General features: G+C 71.8%; 18 protein-coding genes and 1 pseudogene. 4 read left to right on the top strand and 15 right to left on the bottom strand.

The features are described 5' to 3' along the window. The 7 genes from KIP79_RS44360 to KIP79_RS44390 form a co-directional block, all read right to left on the bottom strand. On the bottom strand, nt 1–238 hold a 238-nt coding region (locus KIP79_RS44360), incomplete at its 3' end, for an SDR family NAD(P)-dependent oxidoreductase (protein ID WP_214111091.1). 44 nt (nt 239–282) lie between these two features. Next, a complete protein-coding gene (locus KIP79_RS44365) occupies nt 283–1,863 on the bottom strand; it encodes an ABC transporter substrate-binding protein (protein WP_214111092.1) in 1,581 nt (526 codons plus the stop codon). Nucleotides 1,864–1,911: 48 nt separating this feature from the next. After that, complete coding sequence (locus tag KIP79_RS44370; protein WP_214111093.1) at nt 1,912–2,859, bottom strand: ABC transporter ATP-binding protein; 948 nt, start codon at nt 2,857–2,859, stop codon at nt 1,912–1,914. Further along, the gene (locus KIP79_RS44375; RefSeq protein ID WP_214111094.1) at nt 2,856–3,845 is read right to left on the bottom strand and encodes an ABC transporter ATP-binding protein; all 990 of its coding nucleotides are present in this window, start codon (nt 3,843–3,845) and stop codon (nt 2,856–2,858) included. The genes KIP79_RS44370 and KIP79_RS44375 overlap by 4 nt, the downstream gene beginning before the upstream one ends. Further along, complete coding sequence (locus KIP79_RS44380) at nt 3,842–4,702, bottom strand: ABC transporter permease (RefSeq protein WP_214111095.1); 861 nt, start codon at nt 4,700–4,702, stop codon at nt 3,842–3,844. The genes KIP79_RS44375 and KIP79_RS44380 overlap by 4 nt, the downstream gene beginning before the upstream one ends. Next, the gene (locus KIP79_RS44385; RefSeq protein WP_214111096.1) at nt 4,699–5,694 is read right to left on the bottom strand and encodes an ABC transporter permease; all 996 of its coding nucleotides are present in this window, start codon (nt 5,692–5,694) and stop codon (nt 4,699–4,701) included. Before KIP79_RS44385 ends, KIP79_RS44380 begins: the two co-directional genes overlap by 4 nt. After that, complete coding sequence (locus KIP79_RS44390) at nt 5,691–8,312, bottom strand: family 78 glycoside hydrolase catalytic domain (RefSeq protein ID WP_214111097.1); 2,622 nt, start codon at nt 8,310–8,312, stop codon at nt 5,691–5,693. The genes KIP79_RS44385 and KIP79_RS44390 overlap by 4 nt, the downstream gene beginning before the upstream one ends. Before the next feature lie 318 nt (nt 8,313–8,630). Here KIP79_RS44390 and KIP79_RS44395 point away from each other — a divergent pair, with 318 nt between their 5' ends. The 3 genes and pseudogenes from KIP79_RS44395 to KIP79_RS44405 all read left to right on the top strand — a co-directional run. Further along, nucleotides 8,631–9,836, top strand: coding sequence for a serine hydrolase domain-containing protein (locus KIP79_RS44395; RefSeq protein ID WP_214111098.1), 1,206 nt, complete (start codon nt 8,631–8,633; stop codon nt 9,834–9,836). A gap of 98 nt (nt 9,837–9,934) precedes the next feature. Beyond that, nucleotides 9,935–11,395, top strand: coding sequence for a HAMP domain-containing sensor histidine kinase (locus KIP79_RS44400; RefSeq protein ID WP_214111099.1), 1,461 nt, complete (start codon nt 9,935–9,937; stop codon nt 11,393–11,395). 5 nt (nt 11,396–11,400) lie between these two features. Then, nucleotides 11,401–11,979 (top strand): annotated as a pseudogene (locus tag KIP79_RS44405) (response regulator); the annotation flags it as partial. Nucleotides 11,980–12,036: 57 nt separating this feature from the next. On the opposite strand, the gene KIP79_RS44410 reads toward KIP79_RS44405, so the two are convergent. The 4 genes from KIP79_RS44410 to KIP79_RS44425 are packed head-to-tail and all read right to left on the bottom strand — an operon-like array spanning nt 12,037 to nt 15,473. Beyond that, a complete protein-coding gene (locus KIP79_RS44410) occupies nt 12,037–13,248 on the bottom strand; it encodes an ABC transporter permease (protein ID WP_308170232.1) in 1,212 nt (403 codons plus the stop codon). Then, a complete protein-coding gene (locus KIP79_RS44415) occupies nt 13,245–13,910 on the bottom strand; it encodes an ABC transporter ATP-binding protein (protein ID WP_214111100.1) in 666 nt (221 codons plus the stop codon). The genes KIP79_RS44410 and KIP79_RS44415 overlap by 4 nt, the downstream gene beginning before the upstream one ends. After that, complete coding sequence (locus KIP79_RS44420; protein WP_214111101.1) at nt 13,897–14,955, bottom strand: peptidoglycan-binding protein; 1,059 nt, start codon at nt 14,953–14,955, stop codon at nt 13,897–13,899. Before KIP79_RS44420 ends, KIP79_RS44415 begins: the two co-directional genes overlap by 14 nt. Continuing rightward, nucleotides 14,952–15,473, bottom strand: a complete 522-nt coding sequence (locus tag KIP79_RS44425; protein ID WP_214111102.1) for a hypothetical protein — start codon at nt 15,471–15,473, stop codon at nt 14,952–14,954. Before KIP79_RS44425 ends, KIP79_RS44420 begins: the two co-directional genes overlap by 4 nt. Before the next feature lie 190 nt (nt 15,474–15,663). Between KIP79_RS44425 and KIP79_RS44430 the strand changes: the two genes are divergently transcribed. Continuing rightward, nucleotides 15,664–16,887 (top strand): glycosyltransferase family 4 protein, encoded by a 1,224-nt coding sequence (locus KIP79_RS44430; RefSeq protein WP_250214876.1) that lies wholly within the window; start codon nt 15,664–15,666, stop codon nt 16,885–16,887. Between the two features lie 6 nt (nt 16,888–16,893). On the opposite strand, the gene KIP79_RS44435 is transcribed toward KIP79_RS44430, so the two are convergent. The 4 genes from KIP79_RS44435 to KIP79_RS44450 all read right to left on the bottom strand — a co-directional run. After that, entirely contained in the window at nt 16,894–17,715 is an 822-nt protein-coding gene (locus tag KIP79_RS44435) for a transporter substrate-binding domain-containing protein (protein WP_214111103.1), read from the bottom strand. Nucleotides 17,716–18,077: 362 nt separating this feature from the next. Next, on the bottom strand, nt 18,078–18,959 hold the full coding sequence (locus tag KIP79_RS44440; protein ID WP_214111104.1) for a transporter substrate-binding domain-containing protein: 882 nt from the start codon (nt 18,957–18,959) through the stop codon (nt 18,078–18,080). A gap of 12 nt (nt 18,960–18,971) precedes the next feature. Continuing rightward, nucleotides 18,972–20,306 (bottom strand): hypothetical protein, encoded by a 1,335-nt coding sequence (locus KIP79_RS44445; RefSeq protein ID WP_214111105.1) that lies wholly within the window; start codon nt 20,304–20,306, stop codon nt 18,972–18,974. Nucleotides 20,307–20,476: 170 nt separating this feature from the next. After that, on the bottom strand, nt 20,477–21,149 hold a 673-nt coding region (locus tag KIP79_RS44450), incomplete at its 5' end, for a hypothetical protein (protein WP_214111106.1).

The following is a 21,149-nucleotide window of genomic DNA, read 5'->3' on the forward strand; positions in this document are numbered from 1 at the left end:
AGTTGACCACCGCGTCCAGGCGGCCGTGCGCGTCCCCGAGGGCGGCGACGGCGCGGCGCACCGCCTCGCCGTCGCCGACGTCGACCACCTCGGCGGTGGCCGTGCCGCCCGCCCGCTCGATCGCCTCGCGGGTGGCGGCCAGGCCGGCCGCGTCGACGTCGAAACCGATGACGTGCATCCCGCGCGCGGCGAAGCGCAGGGCCGTGGCCGCGCCGATCCCCGACGCGGCGCCGGTCACGACACCGACACGATCCGTCCAATCCATGGTTTCCCGCCCTTCGGTCAGCTGACCCACGCGTTCAGGAAGCTCGGCACGCTGTAGCGCATCCGGCTGGGCTCGTCCAGGTCGACGCTGTGCACCCGCTTGCCCCAGATGAAGCCGATCGGCGTGCTGGTCGTCCACACCCACGGCAGCTCGCTGGTCAGCACCGCGTCCGCCTCGTTCCAGAGCTTCTTCTGCTCCTCGGGGCTCTTGGCGACGCGGGCCGCCTCGGCCTTCTCGTCGAAGGCCGGGTCCTTGAACCCGCCGGTGTTCAGGTCCCCGCCGGAGTGCAGGAACCGGTACGGCAGCAGATCAGGGGTGAGGAAACCGGCCATCGTCCAGCAGATCGAGGAGTACTTCTTGCCGAAGAACTGGGCCAGCCAGGCGGCGGGCTCCAGCGCGTCCAGCTTCACGTCGAACCCTGCCGCCTTGAGCTGGGAGACGATCACGTCGGTGGCCGGGCGGAGGTTGCTGCAGGTGTAGGTGAAGGACGCCTTCTTGCCGGTGTCCGCCTCGTACGCCTTGATCAGCTCCTGCGCCCCCGCCTGGTCGTACCCGGGGTTGGCCTCGGTGCCGTGGAACGGGTTGCCCTCGGGGAAGAGGCTGACGGCCGGCTTGCCCAGGCCCTCGGTGGTCAGGTCGACGATCTCCTGACGGTTGAGCGCCTTGGACACCGCCTGGCGGACGCGCTCGTCGTCGAAGGGCGGCCGGGTCACGTTGAGGATGATGCTGTCCTGGTCGCCGCCGACACCCTGGACGAAGTTGACCTGGCTGTTGCCCTTGGCCGTCTTCATCAGCGTGGAGGAGGTGGTGGCCATCAGGTCGATGTCCCCGGCCAGCAGCGCCTGGTAGGCGCTCTGCGGGTCGGCGATGGTCTTGACGACGACCTTGTCCAGGTAGACGGGCTTGTCCTTGTTCCAGTAGTCGGGGTTGCGGACGAGTTCCACGGGGTTGCCCGGGGACCAGGACTGGAGCTTGTAGGGGCCGGTCCCGGCGGCGTGCGCGGTGTAGTCGTCGCCGTACTGCTTCAGCGCGGCCGGGGAGGCCACGTATCCTGCCGTGCCGGAGCCGTCGTAGGCGAACACGTACGGCAGGTTGGCGAACGGCTGCTTCAGCTTGATGACGACCGTGGCCGGGTCCTTGACCTCGACCGAGTCGATGGAGGACAGCAGCGCGGCGGCGGTCGAGCCCTCGGCCCGGTTCCGGTCCAGGTTGAACTTGACCGCCTCGGCGTCGAACGGCGTCCCGTCGCTGAACTGCACGCCGGTGGGCAGGGTCATTTCCCAGCTCATCTGGTCGGCGCTCTCCACCAGCGACTTGGCCAGGTTGGGCTGCGGCTGGTCGCCGATCTTCGGCACCACCATGAGCGTGTCGTAGACGGCCGAGCCGATCAGCGCCATCGTGTTGGCCGAGCCCTTGGAGGGGTCGAGGGTGGTGAGGTCGGCCCCGGTGGCGACGGTCAGCGTGCCGCCGGTCCTGGGTGCGGCGTCGGCGGTGCCGGAAGCGCCGGTGGCGCCGGGGGTGGTGCCGTTCTGCACGGTGCAGGCGGCCAAGGTGATCGCGGTGACGGGCGCGACGAACAGGGCGATCGCCCTGCTCATGCGCCGATATGGGACGCGCATAGCCTTGCCTTCTTTCTGGGGGGATTGCTAGGGGGCGGGGTCGAAGGGGTGGTGGCAGGCGACCTCGTGCCGCGGGGCCAGTTCGGCGAGCACGGGCGCGGCGGCGGTGCACTCGGGGGTGGCCGACGGGCAGAGCGCGGCGAAGCGGCAGCCGGGCAGCAGGCGGCCGTCCACGTCGTCGGCCCCGGTCCTGGTGCGGATCCTGGGGGCGAGGCCATCGCTCAGGTCCAGGGACGGCACGGCGTCCTGGAGGGCGACCGAATAGGGGTGGCGCGGGTTGCCCGCGATCTCGGTCGCGGCGCCCTGCTCCACCATCCGCCCGGCGTACATGACGGCGGTCCGGTCGCACAGGGAGGCCACGACCCCGAGGTCGTGGGAGATGAACAGCATGGCCAGGCCCTGCTCGGTGCGGAGCTCGGCCAGCAGTTCCAGGATCTGGGCCTGGATGGAGACGTCCAGCGCGGAGACCGGCTCGTCGCAGACCAGCACCTCCGGCCGGAGGATGGTGGCCCGCGCGATGGCGGCCCGCTGGCACTGGCCGCCGGAGACCTCGTTCGGGCGGCGAGCGGCCATCTGGGCGGTGACGCCGACCCGGTCGAGCTCCTCCAGCGCCCGCTCGCGCCGCTGCCTGGCCGTGCCCTGGCCGTGCACCCGCAGCGGTTCGGCGACCGAGTCCAGCAGCGAGCGGCGCGGGTTGAAGGACGCGGCCGGGTTCTGGAAGATCGCCTGTACGGCCGCGCGCAGCCGCCGGTCGTGCGGGTTCACGGGGGTGCCGTGCAGGGTCAGGCGGCCCGCGCTCAGCGGGACCAGGCCGAGCATCGCCCGCGCCGTGGTGGACTTGCCGCAGCCGGACTCCCCCACCAGGCCGAGGATCTCGCCCGGGTAGAGGCGGACGGTGACGTCCGAGACCGCGTCGGGGTGGCCGTGGCCGTACCGGACGGAGCCGTTCTCAAGGGTGAAGATCGGCTGCTTCATCGGTCCGCCTCTCCGGGGTGCCAGCAGGCGTACTCGTGGCCGGGGGCGTCGCCGAGGGCGAGCAGCGGCGGCTGCTCGGCGTGGCAGCGCGGCGAGGCCTGCCCGCAGCGCGGGCCGAACCGGCAGCCGGGGGGCGGGGCGAGCAGGTTGGGCGGCTGCCCGGGGATGGGCCTGGGCAGCGACTGCTCCGCCGCGCGATGGCGTGGGATGGCGGCCATGAGCGCGCTGGTGTAGCGCATGCTCGGCCGGGCGAAGACCGCGCGGACGGGGCCGCGTTCGGCGATGCGCCCGGCGTACATGACGGCCACGTGGTCGGTGTGGCGGCCGACGACGCCCAGGTCGTGGCTGACCATCACCAGGCCGATCCCGAACTCCGCGCAGAGCTGGTCGAACAGGTCGAGGATGCGGGCCTGCACGGTGACGTCCAGCGCGGTGGTCGGCTCGTCGGCGAACAGCAGCTTGGGACGGCAGGCGATGGCCATCGCGATGGCCACCCGCTGCCGCATGCCGCCGGACAGTTCGTGGGCGCGGGCGTGCACCCGGCGCGTCGCCTGCGGGATGCCCACGGTCTCCAGCAGTTCGACCGCGCGGGCGGCCGCCTGGCGGCGGGTGGTGCGGGGGTCGCGGCGGGCCGCCTCGGCGATCTGCTCGCCGATCGGCGTGATCGGGTGCAGGGCGCTCAGCGGATCCTGGAAGACCATGGCGACCTCGCGGCCCCACAGCGCGCGGCGGCGGCGCTCGCCCAACTCCAGCACAGGGTGCCCGGCGATGGTCACCTGGCCGCTGATCCTGGCCGTGCCCGGCCGGGTGAGCCCCATCGCGGTGCGGGCCAGCACGCTCTTGCCGGAGCCCGACTCCCCGACGATGCCCAGGCGTTCGCCGTAGCCGAGTTCCAGGCTGACGTGGTCGACGGCGCGGACCGTGCCGGCGCCGGTGGGGAACTCCACGACCAGGTCCTTGATGCTCAGCAGGGTGCCGTCGGTCATCGCACACCTCCGGTCGCGGCGGCGGACGGGGAAAGGAACCGGTCGGCGATCAGGTTGAGGCCGAGGATGGTGAGCAGCATGAACAGCGAGGGCACGGCGACCAGGCGGGGATCCTCGCTGATGAAGATCCGGCCGTTGTTGATCATGCTTCCCCAGGAGGGCTGCTCGGGCGGCACGCCCATGCCCAGGAAACTCAGGCCGCCTTCGATGAGGATCGCCGACCCCACGCTGACCAGCGCGTACGCCAGCACCGCCGGAAGGATGTTGGGCAGCACGTCGCGGACCACGATGGACCAGGTGCGGGTGCCGATCACCTGGCTCGCCTCGACGTACTCGCGGCCCGCCACCGACATCGTCTGCGCCTTGGCCAGCCGGACGAAGACCGGCGTCATCGGCACCACGATCGCGATCATCACGTTGCTCACCGAGGCCCCGAGGAAAGAGGCCAGCGCGAGCGCCAGCACCAGCCCGGGGAAGGCGAGGATCACGTCCACGACGAAGGAGATGACCGCGTCCACCGCGCCCTTCAGGTAGCCGGCCAGCATGCCCAGCGGCACCCCGATGAGGGCGGCCGCGGCCACCGAGCCGAACCCGATCAGCAGCGAGACACGCGCGCCGGACAGGGCGCGGGCGAGCAGGTCGCGGCCGTAGTTGTCGGTGCCGAGCCAGTGCTGGGCGGACGGGCCGGCCAGCCGCTCGGTCGCCGACATGGTCTCGGTGTCGAGCTGGAGGAACAGCGGCAGCGCCAGCGCGGCCAGGGCGAGCAGCCCGAGCCAGGTCAGCGACAGCGCGTCGGTCAGCCGCCAGGCGCGCAGGCGCCGCCGCCAGGAACCGGTGGGGAGGATGGCGGTGCTCATGCGACCGGCACCTCACGGGCGCGCCTGGCCTGCCGGCCCCGCGTGCGCGGCTTGCGCAGCCGGGGGTCGATGAAGGTGTACAGCAGGTCCACCAGCGCGTTGATCAGTACGAACGAGGTGGCCGCCACCAGTACCACGCCCTGCACGGTGACGTAGTCGCGGGCGCTCACCGACTGGGCCAGGATCGAGCCGAGACCCGGCAGGCTGAACAGGTTCTCGATGATCACGCTCGACCCGATGAGCATGCCGACCACCACGCCGAGCGAGGTGGTGAGCCCGAGCAGGCTGGGCCGGAACGCGTGCCGCACGGCCATCCGCAGCGGCGAGATCCCCTTGGCGCGGGCCACGTTCATGAACTCCTGTCCGTAGGTCTCCACCAGGTCCGCCCTGAGCACCCGCTGGTAGAGCGCGGCCGGTCCGGCGGCCAGCGCGAGGGCGGGCAGGAAGAGCGAGCCGAGGTTCTGCCCCAGCCCGTCGCTGACCGGGATGAAGCCGTTGGCCGGGTAGAGCCCGAGCTTGATGGCGAACACCCAGATCAGGACGAACGCCAGCACGAAGGAGGGCACCGAGACGGCCAGGAACACCAGCGAGCTGATGCCCCGGTCCACGGCGGTCCCCCGCCTGGCCGCGGCGACGGCGGCCAGCGGCACGGCCACCGCGAGCGCGATGAGCTGGCTCAGGACGATGAGCTCGATGGTCACCGGGGCCCGCTGCAGGATGATGTCGGCGACCGGCTGCCGGTTGGCGTAGGAGCGGCCGAAGTCGCCCTGCAGGATGTTGCCCAGCCAGGTCACGTACCGGTCGGCCAGCGGCTGGTCCAGGCCGAGCTCCTGCTGCAGCGCCGCCACCGACTCCGGGGTGCCCGACTCGCCGAGGATCGCCCGGGCCGGGTCGCCCGGCAGCAGGTTGAGGCTGAGGAAGCAGAGCGTCGACACCACGAGCAGGACGGCCGCCAGCCGGGCCAGCCGGAGCAGCGCCTTGCGCGTCCTCATCGCCCGTCCAGTTGCACGCGGAGGGTGTGGCGGCCCTGGCCCAGCCGTTGGACGCCGTCAGGCAGGTGCACGGTCGCGTACGCGGCCCCGGGCACCTCCAGCTCGTGCTCGACCACCTCACCGGACCGTTTCCAGTGGCTGCGGATCAGACCGGCCGGGCTGTCGTAGGCGGCCTTGACCCAGTCGAGTTCACGCGGGTAGTTCGCGCGGACGACGACCTCGCCGGTCCAGGTGGTCTCGGTGGCGTCGATGCCGGCCACGCCCTCGAACAGGTGGCGGCCGACCGCGCCGAGCGCGCAGTGGTTGAAGGAGTTCATCTCGGCGGTGGCCAGCGTGCCGTCCGGCTCGATGGCGTTCCACTTCTCCCAGATCGTGGTCGCGCCCTGGCCGACCATGTAGAGCCAGCTGGGCATCCGGTCGCGGAGCAGCATCGCGGTGGCGAAGTCCGCGTGGCCGTACGCGCTGAGCACGGGCAGCACGTGCTCGACGCCGTGGATCCCGGCGGTCACGTACCCGATGCGCTCGATGCTCTCGCGGAGCCGGTCGGCCAGCTCCCGGGCGAGCTCCCCCTGCGCCAGGCCGTAACCGACGGCTTGGGCGTAGGCGGTCTGGGTGGCCTCCTTGATGCTGCCGTCCGGCAGCAGGAACGCCTCCAGGTAGGCGGCGCGGATCTGCTCGGCGCGGTCCGCCAGCCGGGCCGCGTCGCCGTCCTCGCCCAGCCGGCGCGCGATCTCGGCGAGTTGGACGAAGGAGCGGTAGCTGTGCGCGGTGCCGACGATCGGCCGGGGCGTGGTCGAGTACGCGCCGGTGTACTCGAAGCCGGTGTGCCGGGGCAGCCCGTCCCGCTCGGGCAGCGAGAGCCAGTCGCCGAAGTCGGCGCCGGTCTGGTTGATCCGCAGGCCGTCGGGGTTGGCGCGGTCGACGTGGTCGAGGAAGCGGAGCATGGGCCGGTACAGCCGGCGCGCGGTGGCCAGCTCGCCGTACCGCTGGACGAGCAGGTGGACCAGCCGGATGAAGCCGTCCGACCAGCCGGGCGCGCCCGGCACCAGCGTGCTCGGCGGCACGGCCGGCGCGTAGTTGCGGATGGCGCCGTCCTCGCTCTGGGTGTCGGCCGCGTCCTGGGCGAACTTGGTGAGGAAGGCGGAGACGTCGAAGTGGTAGGCGGCGGTCGGGGCGATCACGCCCGCATCGCCCAGCCAGCCGTGCCGCTCGTCCCGCTGCGGGCAGTCGGTGGCCACCTCCAGGAAGTTGTCCCGTACGGTCCACTCCACGTTGGCCGCCAGCCGGGTCAGCCGCTCGTCGGAGCACTCGAACCAGCCGGTCCTGGTGGGCAGGCCGGTCACCGAGAGCGCCTCGATGGTGGTCTCCGGCAGCACCTGGTACTTGCCGTACGGCGTGGTCGACGGCAGGCCCCACACCTCGGCGTACCGGAACCCGTGCATGGTGAAGGCGGGCTCCAGGCGGTGCGGCCCCTCGTCGGGCACGGTGTAGCGGTCCTCCTGGAAGGCGCCGCGCAGGTTGTCCCGGTAGACCAGGTTGTCCGGGGTGAGGATCTCGCCGTGCCGCACGATCAGCTCGACCGTGGGCGCGCAGGGCGTGCTGAGCCGGGTCCAGCCGACCAGGTTCTGCCCGAAGTCGAAGACGGCCGGTCCGCGTGCGTGCTCATGAACCAGCCGGCCCTGGTGGATCTCATAACCGGTGATGGACTCGTGCGGCTGCGGCTGCACCAGGTCCGGCGCTCCCGCGAACGGCAGAGCGGGTGTCCAGGCGCTGTCGTCGAACCCGGTCAGGCGCCAGCCCTCCGGTTCCTGACGCAGGTCCTGGATCTCGCCGCGGAGCAGGTCGGAGGCCTGGATCGCGCCGTGCCCGGTGCGCCATCCGGCGTCGGTCGCGACGACGGGGACGCCGTCCACCTCCACCTGGGCCAGGAAGGCCGGTCGGTCGCCGTAGTAGCCGGGCTCACGGAGCAGGCCGAGGCGTCCGGCGTACCAGCCCTTGGCCAGGACTGCGGTGAGGGTGTTGCGCCCGGGCCGCAGCGCGGCGGTGCCGTCGAAGGTCTGGTGGTGGACCCGGATCGAGTAGTCGGTCCAGCCCGGCCGGTACAGCGCGTCGGAGGTCAGTTCGACGCCGTTCAGCCAGAGGCGGTAGAGGCCGAGGGCGCTCGCGTACACCCGGACGACGCCGGTCTCCGCGACGTCGAACTCACGCCGCAGGTACGGACAGGGGTCCCAGCTCTCCCGGGCGAACGGCACCGGTGCCGCGCTGATCCACTCGGCCTGCCAGTCGGCGGGCGAGGCCAGCCCGACCTCCCACGACGCGACGTCACTGGTGTGCCGCCGACCGGAACGATCCAGGGCACTGACCGTCCAGCGCAGCCGCTGCCGGGAGGTGGGCGCCGGCCCCTCGTAGCTCACCCAGGGTCGCGTTCCGCCGCCGGACCACAGCGGAGACCCGTCCGAGTCGGCCACGGACACCTCGAAGGTCGTGCCGTAATCAATTCCGGCCTCCGGCCCGACCGACCAGGACAGGCGCGGCGGAGTTGCGGGCATGCCCAGCGGGTCGACGCGCCCGCCTGTGCGCAGCGAACTCAACGGCGAGTCTGTCTGCTGCCTCATCATCGTGAACTGCCCTTCTGGTTTACGGCCCTCCGGAACGCGCCTCTGGTAACGCACCGTTCACACGACCGGAATCGTGCGGCACCACGGACGAACCTGTCAAGGATGAGAACCGAAGTTCACATACATGAACCAGCCACCCAAATTTGATCAATGTCGCCCTATTCGATAGCCAGTTTCCCATATGTCTGATTTATGGCTACTTGGTGTGTTCGCATACCTGAACAAGAGTCCACACTCTTGACTCAGTGACAGGCCGTAGGCCACCATCCGCGAATGGCCCCATCAACCGGCGGCCATCCCCGGAGAGGAAACCGGCCCATGCGGAGCGCGCCGACCCCCGTCGCCCACGGCCTCGACCCAGCCGGCCTGGCCGAACTGGACGAGCGCCTGCGCGAGCACACCGACACCGGCCGGCTCCCCGGCTGGCACCTCCTGGTCACCCGGCACGGCGAGACCGTCCACGACCGCACGTACGGCCTGCCCGGCGACGCCCTCGTCCGCCTCTACTCGATGACCAAACCCGTCACCTCGGTCGCCGCGATGATCCTCTGCGAGGAAGGCCGCCTCGACCTGACCGACCCCCTCGAACGCCACCTACCGGCCTTCCGCGACATGCGGATCCACACCGGCGGCGACGCGAACACCCCGCAAACCGAACCCGCCAAGGGCTCCATCCAGGTCCGCCACCTGCTCCAGCACACCTCGGGCCTGTCCTACGGGGCCTTCCTCGACCACCCGCTGGACGAGATCTACCGCGCCCACGGTCTCGGCTCCCCCCGGCCACCAGGCCGCGACCTGGCCCAGCTGACCGACGCCTGGGCCGGGCTCCCCCTGCTCTTCGAACCGGGCACCCGCTGGAACTACAGCGTCGCCACCGACGTCCTCGGCCGCCTGATCGAGGTCGTCTCCGGGCAGCCCCTGGACGTCTTCCTCACCGAACGCGTCCTCACGCCCCTGGGCATGGCCGACACGACGTTCACCCCCACCCCGGCCCAGCGCGCCCGCCTCACCCGCATGTACACCCACTCCGAGACCGGCGACCTGGTCGAACACCCCGACGGCACCGTCCTGGAGACCTCCGGTTTCCTGTGCGGTGGCGGCGGCCTCCTGTCCACCATGGCCGACTACCACCGCTTCACCCAGATGCTGCTCAACGGCGGCACCCTCGACGGCACCCGTCTGCTGGCCCCCGAGACGGTCGATCTCATGACCGCCAACCACCTACCCGACGGCACCGACCTCGCCCGCACCGCCGTGACCATCCCCGAACCCGGCCGCTACGACGCCCTCGGCTTCGGCCTCGGCTTCGCCGTCGACCTGGACCCACTTTCCCGCGGCGTCCCCTGCGCCCCCGGCCAGTACACCTGGTCCGGCGCCGCCGGAACCACCTTCCTCATCGACCCCTACCACCAACTGACCGCGATCTTCCTGACCCAGCTCCTCCCCTCCCCCCAGACCGCCGCGATCCGCACCCTGCTCACCCACCACCTGCACACCGGCCTCGACAACCGAGCTGTCGGATAGTTTGTTCTGCAGGATCGGCATGCCGGAGGCCCGGAATCCGGGCCGCCACTGCGCGGCGGAGGCTTCTCATGTTCTCCCGTACCGGCCTCAGGTTTCGCATGGCTGTGTCGTATGTGCTGATTTCGGCGGTGGCGGCCTTTCTGGCGGCGATGATCGGCTGGTTCGTCGTGCCGCGCGGGCTGTCGCCGTGGATCAGCGTGGAGTACGCCAAGGACTGGAGCCGCCCGCCGCAGGACCAGGCCGAGGTGCTCGCGGCGGGCGACGCCATGGGGATCGGTCTGGCCGCGGCCGACCTGGCGGAACGGGACGGTGGGCTCTCCGACCGTGAACTGCTGGTGCGGGTGGCCGAACGGTGGGCGGGCCCTGCGGGGGCGGCGCGGGAACACGACGGGCTGACGATGGTCCGGGGGGTGGTGGGAACCGACGGCCGACTGGTGTGGCCGTCGGTTCCACCGGTCAGCGGCGCGGGTTCGACGCCGCCCGGATTCCCGGGCGGCACGGCGGCGCGCGGCGGGATGGGCACCCGGCCGGGGCAGCCCGTCGCCTGGGCGACCAGCCCCATCCAGGCCGATGGGCGCGTGATCGGGGTCGTGTACGTGTGGGCGCGGGACTCGCCCGCCGCCCACGGCCCCGCCCCGTCCCCGCCCGTCATCACCTCCGGTTGGAAAGCCAACGGGACCGGCTGGCTGGGGACGGCCGTGCTCGCGTTGCTGCTGCTCGTGCCGGTGTGCGCCGGGTTCGGGCTGCTCAGCACGCGCAAGCTGGTCTCCCGGGTGGCGCGGCTGTCGAGGAGGACGGCGGCGATGGCCGAAGGCGATCTGGGGTCGCGCGTCCCGGTCTCGGGCGCCGACGAGGTCGGGCGGCTGGAGGAGAGCTTCAACACGATGAGCGAGCGGGTCGAGGCGGCCGTGCGCGCCGAACGCGAGGCGGCCGCGGCGCAGGCCCTGCTGGTCGAGCGGGCCAGGATGGCCAGGGAACTGCACGACTCGGTGTCCCAGGACCTGTTCTCGCTGAGCCTGGTGGCGGGCACACTGCGCCGGACGCTGCCGCCGGAATCGCGCGCCAGGGCCCAGGCCGCGACGATGGAGCAGACGATCGGGCGCACCATGCGGGAGATGCGCGCGATGCTGCTGGAACTGCGGCCGGCGGAGCTCGCGGAGGCGGGCCTGGTCCCGGCCCTGCGCGAACTGTGCCGGACGTACGAGGTGCGTCTGGGCATGACCGTCACCGCCGACCTGGCGGAGGTGGAGCTGGACCCGAAGACGGAGCACACGCTGCTGCGCGTGGTGCAGGAGGCGCTCGGCAACGCGGCCAGGCACGGCGGCGCGCAGACCGCCGAACTCCGCCTGGCCGCCTCGAACGGCGGCGTGGAAGTGCTGGTCCGCGACCAGGGCCGGGGGTTCGATCCGGAGTCAGTGGCCGAGCGACACGGCCTGGGGTTGCGGCTGATGCGTGAGCGGATCACCGAAATCGGCGGCACCATCCAGGTGGCGAGCGCGCCGGGCGCGGGCACCACCGTCCACGTCCGTGTTCCACGAACCCCGGGAGGTACGGCGTGATCCGTGTGCTGATCGTCGACGACCACCAGGTCGTCCGCCACGGCCTGCGGTACGCGCTGGAGGAGGAGCCGGACATCGAGGTCGCCGGGGAGTGCGCCGACGGGGAGTCCGCCCTGGCGGCCATCGCCGGGTTGCGGCCCGACGTGGTGGTGCTCGACCTGCTGATGCCGGGTCTGGACGGTCTTGGGGTGCTGTCCCGGTTGACGGAGCAGGGGTTCCGGCCGCCGGTGATCGTCCTCACCTCGTACGTGGAGGACGACCAGGTGCTGAACGCGCTGCGCGGCGGGGCGCTGTCCTACCTGCCGAAGACCACCGCCAGCGACCAGGTGGTGGAGGCGGTGCGCGCGGCCGTGCAGGGCCGGAGCGTGCTGGACCCCGCGGTGGCGGCGCTGCTGGTTCAGCAGGCGCACGGCCGTCCCGACGATCCGCTGCGGGTGGTGTCGCCCCGGGAACGCGAGGTGCTGGCGTCCCTGTCGCATGGCCGCTCGAACCGGGAGATCGCCCGCGTGCTGTCGCTCAGCGAGGAGACGGTGAAGACCTACGTCTCCAGCCTGCTGGCCAAGCTCGGGCTCCAGGACCGCACGCAGGCCGCCATCTTCGGCCTGCAGTGCGGCCTGGTGCCGCTCGGGGAGGCACTGTCGTCAGCCGCCGGTGCGCAGGGCGTCGGTCGGCGACAACCGGGCGGCGCGCAGCGCCGGGTAGAGCCCGGCGATCGCCCCGGCGACCAGCGACACGCCGAATCCGCCCGACAGGGCGCCGGGCGGGATCGCCGGCTCCCAGCCCCGGGCGAGGGCCAGGACCGCGGTGACGGCTGAGCCGATCAGCACCCCGCAGGCGCCGCCCAGCGTGGCCAGGACGAGCGACTCGGTGAGAAACTGCACGGCGATGTGCCTCCGGGTGGCGCCCAGGGTCCGTCGCAGGCCGATCTCCGAGCGCCGTTCCAGCACCGAGATCACCATCACGTTGGCGATGCCGATGGCCCCGACCAGCAGCGCGATGCCGCCGAGGCCGAGGAACAGCACGCCCGCCGACTGCTTGACCGCCAGTTGCGCCGTCAGCGCGTCCGAGGGCCTGCTGGTCCGCACCGAGAACGGGCTGGCCGGGTTGGCGGTCGCGGCGAGCACCTGGCTCACCTCCGTCACCCGGTCGGGGTCGGTGCGGACGTAGATGCGGCTGGGCGCCCCCGTGTACCCCAGCCGCTCCCTGGCCGCGGCGAACGAGATCAGCGCCGACCTGTCGATCTCGGGCTGGAGGGGGAAGGTGTTGAGGATCCCGATCACGGTGAACCACTGGCCGCCGAGCCACACCCGGGTGTCGGCGTCCAGCCGGGCGATGCCGAGCTGGGTGGCCATGTCCCGGCCGAGCACGGTCACCGGCGCGGGTCCCGCGCCCATGAAGTGCCCCGCCATGACCGAACCCCGCAGCGTCTCCAGCAGCGTCTCATCCCCCGCCCGTACGGTCAGACCGCCGGTCTGTCCCAGGGGGATGCGGTCGTTGCGGTAGACGTTGGCGTCGCTGATCCGCGCGGTGGGCGCCACGCCCAGCACGCCGGGCACCCGCCGGATCATCGCCGCCGCCTCGTCAGGGAGCATGACCTCGGTGCCGCCCAGGTTGCTGCCGCTGACCACGGTGAGCAGGTTGGTGCCGAGCGCCTCCAGCCGGCCGAGCAGCTGGGCGGAGCTGGACTCGGTGACGCCGAGCACGGCGACCATCGACGCGATGCCGATCGCGATGCCCAGCGCCGACAGGGCCGTCCTGACCCGCCGGAAGCGCAGGCCCAGGGTGCCGGTCGGGATGACGTCGCCGAGCCGCAGGCGGCTGCGCCACAGCCGGTCCTCGCGTGTGCCGGTCACGAGATCACCACCCCGTCCCGGAGTTCGATCCGGCGCCGGCAGGCAGCGGCGACCAGTTCCTCGTGCGTCACGACCACCAGGGTGGTGCCGGCCTCGTTCAGCTCCCGCATGAGGGTCAGGACGCCCGCGCCGTTGGCGGAGTCCAGGTTTCCGGTCGGCTCGTCGGCGAAGACGATCGCCGGGCGGCCCACCATGGCGCGCGCGATGGCCACGCGCTGGCGTTCGCCACCGGACAGTTTGGTCACCCGGTGGTGCAGCCGGTGGCCGAGCCCGACCGCCTCCAGCGCCTCGACCGCGGCCCGCCGCCGCTCCCGCGCGGGCACGCCCCGGTACAGCAGTCCCGAGGCGACGTTCTCGACGGCGGTCAGGGTCTCCAGGAGGAAGAACCGCTGGAAGACCACGCCCACCCGCCAGGCGCGCAAGCCCGCGAGCTGCGGGTCGGTGAGCAGCTCGATCCGCCGGCCGTCCAGCCGGACCGAGCCGCTGGTGGGCCGGTCAAGCCCGGCCATGAGATGGAGCAGGGTGGACTTGCCGGACCCCGACGCGCCGACGATGGCGATCATCTCGCCTTCCTCGACGGCCAGGCTCACCCCGCGGACCGACTCGACCGGGGGTTCTCCCGGGTAGGACCTGCGCACGTCACTGAGCTCAAGAACCGTCACCGGGCACCTCCACCGGCATCCCGGGCGACAGGTCTCCGGTGACCTCGGCCAGCCCCTTGGACTCGTCGAACAGGCCCGTCGCCACGGTCACGTGCCGCCGGGTGGCGCCCTGCACGACGACGACCTCGTACGTCCGGTCGGGGCGGGCCAGCAGCGCCGTGGTGGGCACGGCCAGCACGTCCTCGCGTTCGCGGGCCACGATGGCGACCTGGACGCCTGCCTGGTCGAGGAAGCCGCGGATCTTCCCCTTGCCGGACAGCGTGATCGTCACCGGTGCCACCGACATGCCGTCGCCGTCCGCGGCCAGGGCGACCGCATCGATCGAGCCGACCTTCCCTTCCCCGGGCGACCCGTCGGGCAGCGTGACAACCACCGAGTCGCCCACCTGGATCCGCGGCAGGTCGCCGGGCGAGAGCTTCACCAGCACGGCCGGCTTCTGCCCGGTGCCGTGCAGGAGGAGTTGCCCGGGGGCCGCGATGCCCCCGAGACGCACGTCGGACCCGCTGACGCGGACAGCCGCAGGGGCGAACACGACCTGGCCGCGCGGCACCTCGCCGGTGACCGTCAGCTTGGCCGCCTTCTGCCAGCGGCGTACCGCGTAGTACGTCGCCGGCGAGAAGTGCCGGTCGACCGTCAGGCCCTTGCCGTGGCCGAGGGCGACGAGGTTGCGTTCCAGCTGCAGCACGTCGGCCCCGTCGGGGACGCCGAGGCGGAGGTCGCGCCAGGCCGGGCGGTCCCCGTACATCAGCAGGGCGCGGGCTCCGTCGAGTTCGTAGGCGGCCATGCCGCGCCGCAGGACCGTACCGGCCTTCGGGAGCCAGGTCACGATGCCGCCGCGGCCGGCCGTCAGCTCGTGCGACCCGGCGTACCCGAGCGTGCCGTTCACCAGGCGGCGCTCGGCCACGTCGGTGCGCACCACCTCCGCGGTCGAGGTGGCCACGCTGGGCGGCGGCGTGGGCCCAGCGGACCCGGCGGAGCGGTTGACGAGGAACCACACACCGGCCCCGGCCACCGCGAGCGCGAACAGGCCGCTCCGGCTTGTCATTTGCCGCCCCGCGCCTTCAGCACGCCACCCGGCAGGCTGGACTGGCAGGCCTGGGTCTGCGCCTTGGCGACATCGGGGTTGTTCCGGTCGGTGAGCCGCGCCGGCAGCGTGAAATAGCCGTCGGGGTCGGGGTCCGGCCAGTCGGTGACACCCTTCTCGCGCATGCACCGGGCGAACTCGCGCCATGCGGCCATGTCGCTTTCCGACGCGGGCCCGCCGGTCTCCCGGCCCACCTGCGCGATCTCCCGCAGGACGGGTTGGCAGGCCCGCTCCGCCGCCGCCGGAGGCGGCGAGGCGCCCGCGGGCAGCTTCCACCTGCCGTCCGCACCCAAGATCATGTCCGGAAAGCCGGGAACTCCGTTGTCGCGGATGCACTGGGAGAGCTTCTGGTGGAGCGCGGCCATCCTCGCCTCGCCGGTCTCCGGGGTGGTGGCGGTCTCCCCCGTGCCGCAACCGGCCAATCCCGCCAGCGCGGCGGCCACGGCGAGCGTGGTCTTCGTGTTCCGGTGAGTAAGCATGGGCTCAGGCTCGTCGCCTGCCGACCGGCCGCGATTCCCCCGAACGTGCTGACCTCGCCACCCATATCTGGGGTATCGACAGAACGGCGTCCGTCTGCTAAGGCAGGACAGTGTGACCCACATCACACCAACAAAGAGGGCTGCCCGCAGCGTCCCAGGGGAGTAGGGGACACACATACTGGGGGCACAGTTGTCGATCTCGGGGGCGTTGCGGCGCGCCGTCATCCGCGTACTCGAAGCACGGGACCGGCGCCGGGCCAGGAAGGCTCCGCCGCCGGACACCCGGGAGGTCCGCATTCTCCTGCTGCACGCCAACGGCATGGGCGGCACCATCCGGACCGTGTTCAACCTGGCCGGGCATCTCGCCCAGGACCATGACGTCGAGATCGTCAGCGTCGTCCGCGAGAGTCCGGAACCGTTCTTCGAGGTCCCGCCCGGCGTCCGCGTCCGCTACCTCGACGACCGTGTCAACGGGAGAAGGGGCCTGGCGAACCACTTCCGCAGCCGATTAACCCCATCCGACGAAACCGCCGGCCACTGGTTCACCCTCAGGACCGATCTCGCGCTGCTGCGCTACATCCGTAGCCGCCGCGGCGGCGTCCTCATCGGCACCCGGCCCGCCCTCAACCTCCTCATCGCCAGGGCCGCGGGCCCGGAGGTCATCACCATCGGCCAGGAACACGCCAACCTCGCCGCCCACCAGCCCGAAACCCGCAAGCAGATCCTCCGCCGGTACGGCAGGCTCACCGCCCTCGTCACGCTCACCCAGGCCGACCTCGGCGCGTACCGGAAAGCCCTCAAACGCCCACCCGCCCGCCTGGTCCAGATTCCCAACGCCGTCACCCGCCTCAACGGCCCGCCCGCCCACCGCACGGCTCCGGTCGCCGTCGCCATCGGCCGCCTGAACCACGCGAAAGGCTACGATCTCCTCATCCGCGCCTGGGCCCACGTCCACCGCCGCCACCCCGACTGGACCCTGCGCATCTACGGCCGCGGCCCCCGCCACGACAAGCTCCGGGAATCCATCGACAAGCGCGAGCTCACCGGCAGCGTCCACCTCATGGGCCCCGCCGAGGACGCCGGCGCCGTGCTCGCCGACGCCGCCCTCTTCATTCTCAGCAGTCGCCGCGAAGGCATGCCCATGACCGTCCTGGAGGCCATGAGCAAAGCCGTCCCCGTAGTCGCCTACGACTGCCCGACCGGGCCGGCGGAAATCATCACCCACGGCCACGACGGCCTGCTCGTCCCGCCCCAGAAGATTCACGCCCTCGCCGACGCCATCAGCACCCTGATCATCGACCCGGACCTGCGCACCAAGCTCGCCACCCAGGGCCGGATCACCGCCGCCCAGTACGACATGAGCGTCATCGGCCCCCGCTGGGAACAGCTCCTGCGAGAAATCAGCTCGCGGTAAGAGGGGTCACGCCGTGGGGGGATATTTCAGGAATACCTGCGCGGTGTGGCACGGCGGTTCGCCGCCCCCCGGGCAGAAGCTGTCGATCAGCGCCCGCCGCCAGCTGCCATCCGCCACCATCTCCCGGATCGCGGCGTCCAGGCGCTCGGTCCGCGCCGCGGCGGGCCCGGCCAGCCCGAAGGCGTACTGTTCGGGTCGCGGCCAGATCCGCGTGCCGGCCAGGCGGAGTCCCGGATGGCGGAGCACGCTGGCGGACAGGATCGCGGCGTCGCTGACCACGGCGTCCACCGTGCCCGCCATCAGCAGGTCCACGCAGAGCGGGCTGCTGCTGGCCCGGGTGACGATCTCGATCCCCAGGTCCTGCCCCCGGTTCACCGAGGCCAGATGCTGGTAGGGCGTCGCGTTCGGCGGGCCCGTGCAGACCCGCCTGCCCCGCAGGTCCGCCACCGTACGGATGACCTCGGCGTCCGTGCCGCGAATCAGGATGTCCTGATAGCTCAGCAGGTAGGGCACAGTGAACGCGATCCCCCTGGCGATCCGCTCGTCGGTGATCGAGTAGGTGGCCACCACCAGGTCGAGCTCCCCGCCGAGCAGCCGGGCGTCCCGCTCCTCTGCGGTGACCGCCCGGAAGCTCGCGCGGGTCCCGAGCCTGTGGAGCACCTGCTCGACGAGCGTGATCTCGAAGCCCGACCAGCGGCCGGCCGCGTCGCGTTCCCCGATTCCCGGTATATCGGCGTACACGCCCACCCGTAATTCCGCGGGAAATGGGTTGCCGCCGCACGCGACACATAACAGGCAGGCCAGGACGGCGCGGAGCGCGGCTCGCATGGTGAATTTCCCCCTGAGAAGTGGCGGCGGCAATTACGCTGGCCGTCCGCGATATTCAAACACTCCGCCGCGGCGGGAACGGCGTCCAGCGGCATCCGGGACGGCAGGACCGGCAACCTGGATGTGTCCAGGATGGCCCAGGGCCGCCACCCCGACCTGCGGGAACATCCTGGAGAGCGTAGGGGCACCCCGCCGGGACACCTGGTCAGCCGCCACCGGGCGGTTTAACTTGAGTGCGGGCCGCGGGAATTCCGCGCTCATCTCCCATGCGGGGCGACCTTGATCCGTTGGCCCGGAGAATGGCCCTCGTGACGGAGAGACGAGGGGGCGCGCCGCCGTTTCCCAGGCGGGCCCCCTCGTGTTCAGTTCACCGGCGGGGGGCTGTCCAGGAAGATTTGCGCGACATGGCACGGGGAATCGGACGGCTGCGGGCAGAAATTCGCGATAATCGCCCTTTTCCAGCTGCCGTCCGCGATCATGCGGCGGATGATGGTGTTGAGCTCGGCGACGTCGGCCGGGGAGTGGGCGACCAGGCCGATGCCGTACTGCTCGGGGCGGGGCCAGACCTTGGTACCGACCAGGTGCAGGGTCGGATAGCTGGTGAGGTAGCCGAGCAGGATGGCGCTGTCGGACACGAACGCGTCCACCTCACCGGCGTTCAGCTTCTCGGCGCAGACCTTGGTGCCGACCTCCGGCCGCAGCACCAGGCCCAGACCGCGCTCCTGGTTGATGGTGCTCAGGTGGTGGAACGGCGTGGTGCCCTCCGCCCCCGCGCAGACCCGCTTGCCACGCAGGTCGTCCACGGTCCTGATGGTGTCCTTGTCCGCGCCGCGCACCAGAATGTCCTGGTAGCTGAGCAGGTACGGCACGGTGAACGTGATGCCCTGCTGGATGCGTCCGTCAGTGATCGAGTAGTTGGCGATGATCAGGTCCTTCTGGTTGTTGAGCAGCTGCTCCTCCCGGTCGGCGGCCAGCACCTGGTAGATGTGCGGGTTGCTGGGCGTGGTGGGCACGCCCAGCTGCGCCATCACGTAGTTGGCGATGTCCACGTCGAGGCCCGACCACAGGTAGGTGGTGGTGTCGTACAGGCCGAGGCCGGGCTGGTCGGCCTGGGTGCCGATGCGGAGGTTCGGGTTGCCGTGGAAGCGGCTGAGCCCCGGGCTCGGCGTGGCGGCAGGGGTGGGCTGGCCGCTGCACGCCACGACGGCGGTGGTGGCCAGCAGGGCGGTGATCCATCGCCGCATGACATCTCCTGACTAGGGGGAGCCGGTGCTGAGCGTGGTGCCGGTGGGGTCGAGCAGGAATTCGCAGCCGTCACCGGTGAGCGGGGGGACGGTGACCACGAGCACGATCTCCACCCGGCCCGGACCGGTGCCGAGCGGGAGCGGCGGCGTGGTCAGCTCGGCCCGGCCGCGCTCGAACGTGCCCCGGTGGAGCACCGCGCCCTGGCGGCGGACCTGGTAGGCGGCGCGCGATCCGTGCACGCAGGTGTCGGCCTGGAACATCCCCGCCAGCCGCAGGCGCAGGCTGAGCGCCCACTCCCCCGGTCCGATGTCCAGCGGCACGCGCACCCCGCGCGGGCCGGGAACCAGCCGGTACGCCTCCGGCGCCTGGAGCACGTGGCGGACGCCGGCGCCGGCCCGCAGGCCGGTGTCGGTCACGATCAGGGTGAGCGGCAGGGCCACCGCCAGGGCCAGCGCGATCGTTCGCCACCAGGTCGGCGCCAACCGCCCGGTTCGGCCGCTTCGCTGTAACGCCTCGGCGAGCGCTTCCTCGGCCGCCCGCCGACGTGCGATCTCGGCCGCCAGCTCCGCCCGGGCCGCCGCCGCTTCCTGCTCGGGGTCCACCACCGGCAGGCGGCGTACATGGTCGTAGGCGTCGCCCCACCGGGCCACCTCGGCGGGCGGCAGCCCGAACACGGCGACCAGGTAGCGCACGTTGTTGCGGTCAAGACCGCGCCCCTGCTGGTGGCCCTGGAGGTGGCGGGTGGGCCCGAGCATGGTGTTGGCGGTGCTGTGGCTGAGGGCGCCCCACGAGCGGTATTCGATCTCGTTCGCGGACGGGCTGCCCGCCCACAGATGCAATTGCTTCAATTTCTCGTAGAACTGCTTCACCGAAGTCGAGGCGGCCGGATCGGGCAGCCGCCGGTCATCGGCCAGATCGGTCATTCCCCATCGGACATATCCGGCGGACGGCCCGAGCATTTTCCGCCAGGGCGCCTGCGGGCGATGGGCCTCGAACACCTTCCGGTCGAACGCCTTCTTGTCGAACGCGCCCCGCCCGGCCTTCGCCTTCGCCCTCTCCAGCTCTGATTCGATCTTTTTCAGCAGCTGCGGTTCGCGTTCCGCCCACCACGCGGCCTCGACCTGGACCCACCGGTTGCGCAGGGCCACCATGGCGGCCGGCGGGGTGTCGGCGGCGCTCAGGCAGGCGCTCACGACCTCCCACGAGAAGAGCTCGCCGGCGCTCAGCCCGACCACCGTCGCCACCTGGAGCCCGGTGCGTTCGGCCAGCTCATCGGGGGTGCGGGCGGCCAGCCGGTCGGTCATCTCCCGGGCGAAGGAGGCGCTAAGCGCTGCCGCGGTGCCCATCGGCGCCCGCCTTGAGCCGGTCCAGGGGCGCTTCTGTCCGGTTTGGGGGCGCACAGCACTTACTGGCCCATTTGTGAAAGAAGGGATGTTCACCCATCAGGGCTTCCGTTCTAGGAAAATGATCCGCTGGCCCGACTAAGGCCTGATATTAACCGGAATTACGCGGTTGATCACGCCATGTGGCGGCCATTTGCCGCAGACGCTGCCAACCTGGCGAAATTATCCGAGATCGCCTCGTTGATGCTCCAACTGTGCCAGAACACCGCCCGCGCCTGCGGCCATCCGGCCATCAGCTCCATTCGCGCATATGCGCTGTTGCACCAGTCGAACCGGCGGCCCCTCGGGTCGAGGTGGTGGGCGTCGTGGCAGCCGTTGTCGGTGAATCCGACCACCAGCAGGCGGGCCACCACCAGATGCCCGGCCAGCAGCCGCCCCCACCAGACCACCCAGCCGAGCACGGCCCCGCGCGGCGGGCAGGGGTCCCCGAAGAACCGCGCGCCGGTCTTCTCCGCGTAGCCTGCCCAGCCCGGCTCGCCGCTCTCGCTGAACCAGGTGTGCAGGCCGATCGCGTACAGCACCATGCTGACGTGGTAGCCGAGGGTGAGCGGGAGCAGCCAGGCCAGCGACCAGACCAGCAGCGCCCGGGCCGACCACCCGGCCAGCACCGGCAGCGGCAGCGCGTGCACCGCCAGCACGACGGCGGCCCGCCCCGGCGCGCGCAGGTTCTCGCCCACCCGCCCGGACACCGTCCGCGCCAGCGCCGCGGGCGACAGCAGCGCCCGCCGCAGCACCCCCGGGTACGCCGCCCGGGGCAGCCCCGGGCGGAACCCGAGGGCGAGCAGG

This window comes from Acrocarpospora catenulata (assembly GCF_018476525.1).
GTDB classification, from domain to species: domain Bacteria; phylum Actinomycetota; class Actinomycetes; order Streptosporangiales; family Streptosporangiaceae; genus Acrocarpospora; species Acrocarpospora catenulata.

Bases quoted from the DNA above. Each gene is read 5' to 3' on its own strand.
- KIP79_RS44395 (WP_214111098.1), top strand. From the start codon at position 8,631: ATGCGGAGCGCGCCGACCCCCGTCGCCCACGGCCTCGACCCAGCCGGC.
- KIP79_RS44435 (WP_214111103.1), bottom strand. From the start codon at position 17,715: ATGCGAGCCGCGCTCCGCGCCGTCCTGGCCTGCCTGTTATGTGTCGCG.
- KIP79_RS44400 (WP_214111099.1), top strand. From the start codon at position 9,935: ATGGCTGTGTCGTATGTGCTGATTTCGGCGGTGGCGGCCTTTCTGGCG.
- KIP79_RS44425 (WP_214111102.1), bottom strand. From the start codon at position 15,473: ATGCTTACTCACCGGAACACGAAGACCACGCTCGCCGTGGCCGCCGCG.
- KIP79_RS44440 (WP_214111104.1), bottom strand. From the start codon at position 18,959: ATGCGGCGATGGATCACCGCCCTGCTGGCCACCACCGCCGTCGTGGCG.
- KIP79_RS44365 (WP_214111092.1), bottom strand. From the start codon at position 1,863: ATGAGCAGGGCGATCGCCCTGTTCGTCGCGCCCGTCACCGCGATCACC.
- KIP79_RS44375 (WP_214111094.1), bottom strand. From the start codon at position 3,845: ATGACCGACGGCACCCTGCTGAGCATCAAGGACCTGGTCGTGGAGTTC.
- KIP79_RS44445 (WP_214111105.1), bottom strand. From the start codon at position 20,306: ATGGGCACCGCGGCAGCGCTTAGCGCCTCCTTCGCCCGGGAGATGACC.
- KIP79_RS44390 (WP_214111097.1), bottom strand. From the start codon at position 8,312: ATGATGAGGCAGCAGACAGACTCGCCGTTGAGTTCGCTGCGCACAGGC.
- KIP79_RS44370 (WP_214111093.1), bottom strand. From the start codon at position 2,859: ATGAAGCAGCCGATCTTCACCCTTGAGAACGGCTCCGTCCGGTACGGC.
- KIP79_RS44385 (WP_214111096.1), bottom strand. From the start codon at position 5,694: ATGAGGACGCGCAAGGCGCTGCTCCGGCTGGCCCGGCTGGCGGCCGTC.
- KIP79_RS44420 (WP_214111101.1), bottom strand. From the start codon at position 14,955: ATGACAAGCCGGAGCGGCCTGTTCGCGCTCGCGGTGGCCGGGGCCGGT.
- KIP79_RS44380 (WP_214111095.1), bottom strand. From the start codon at position 4,702: ATGAGCACCGCCATCCTCCCCACCGGTTCCTGGCGGCGGCGCCTGCGC.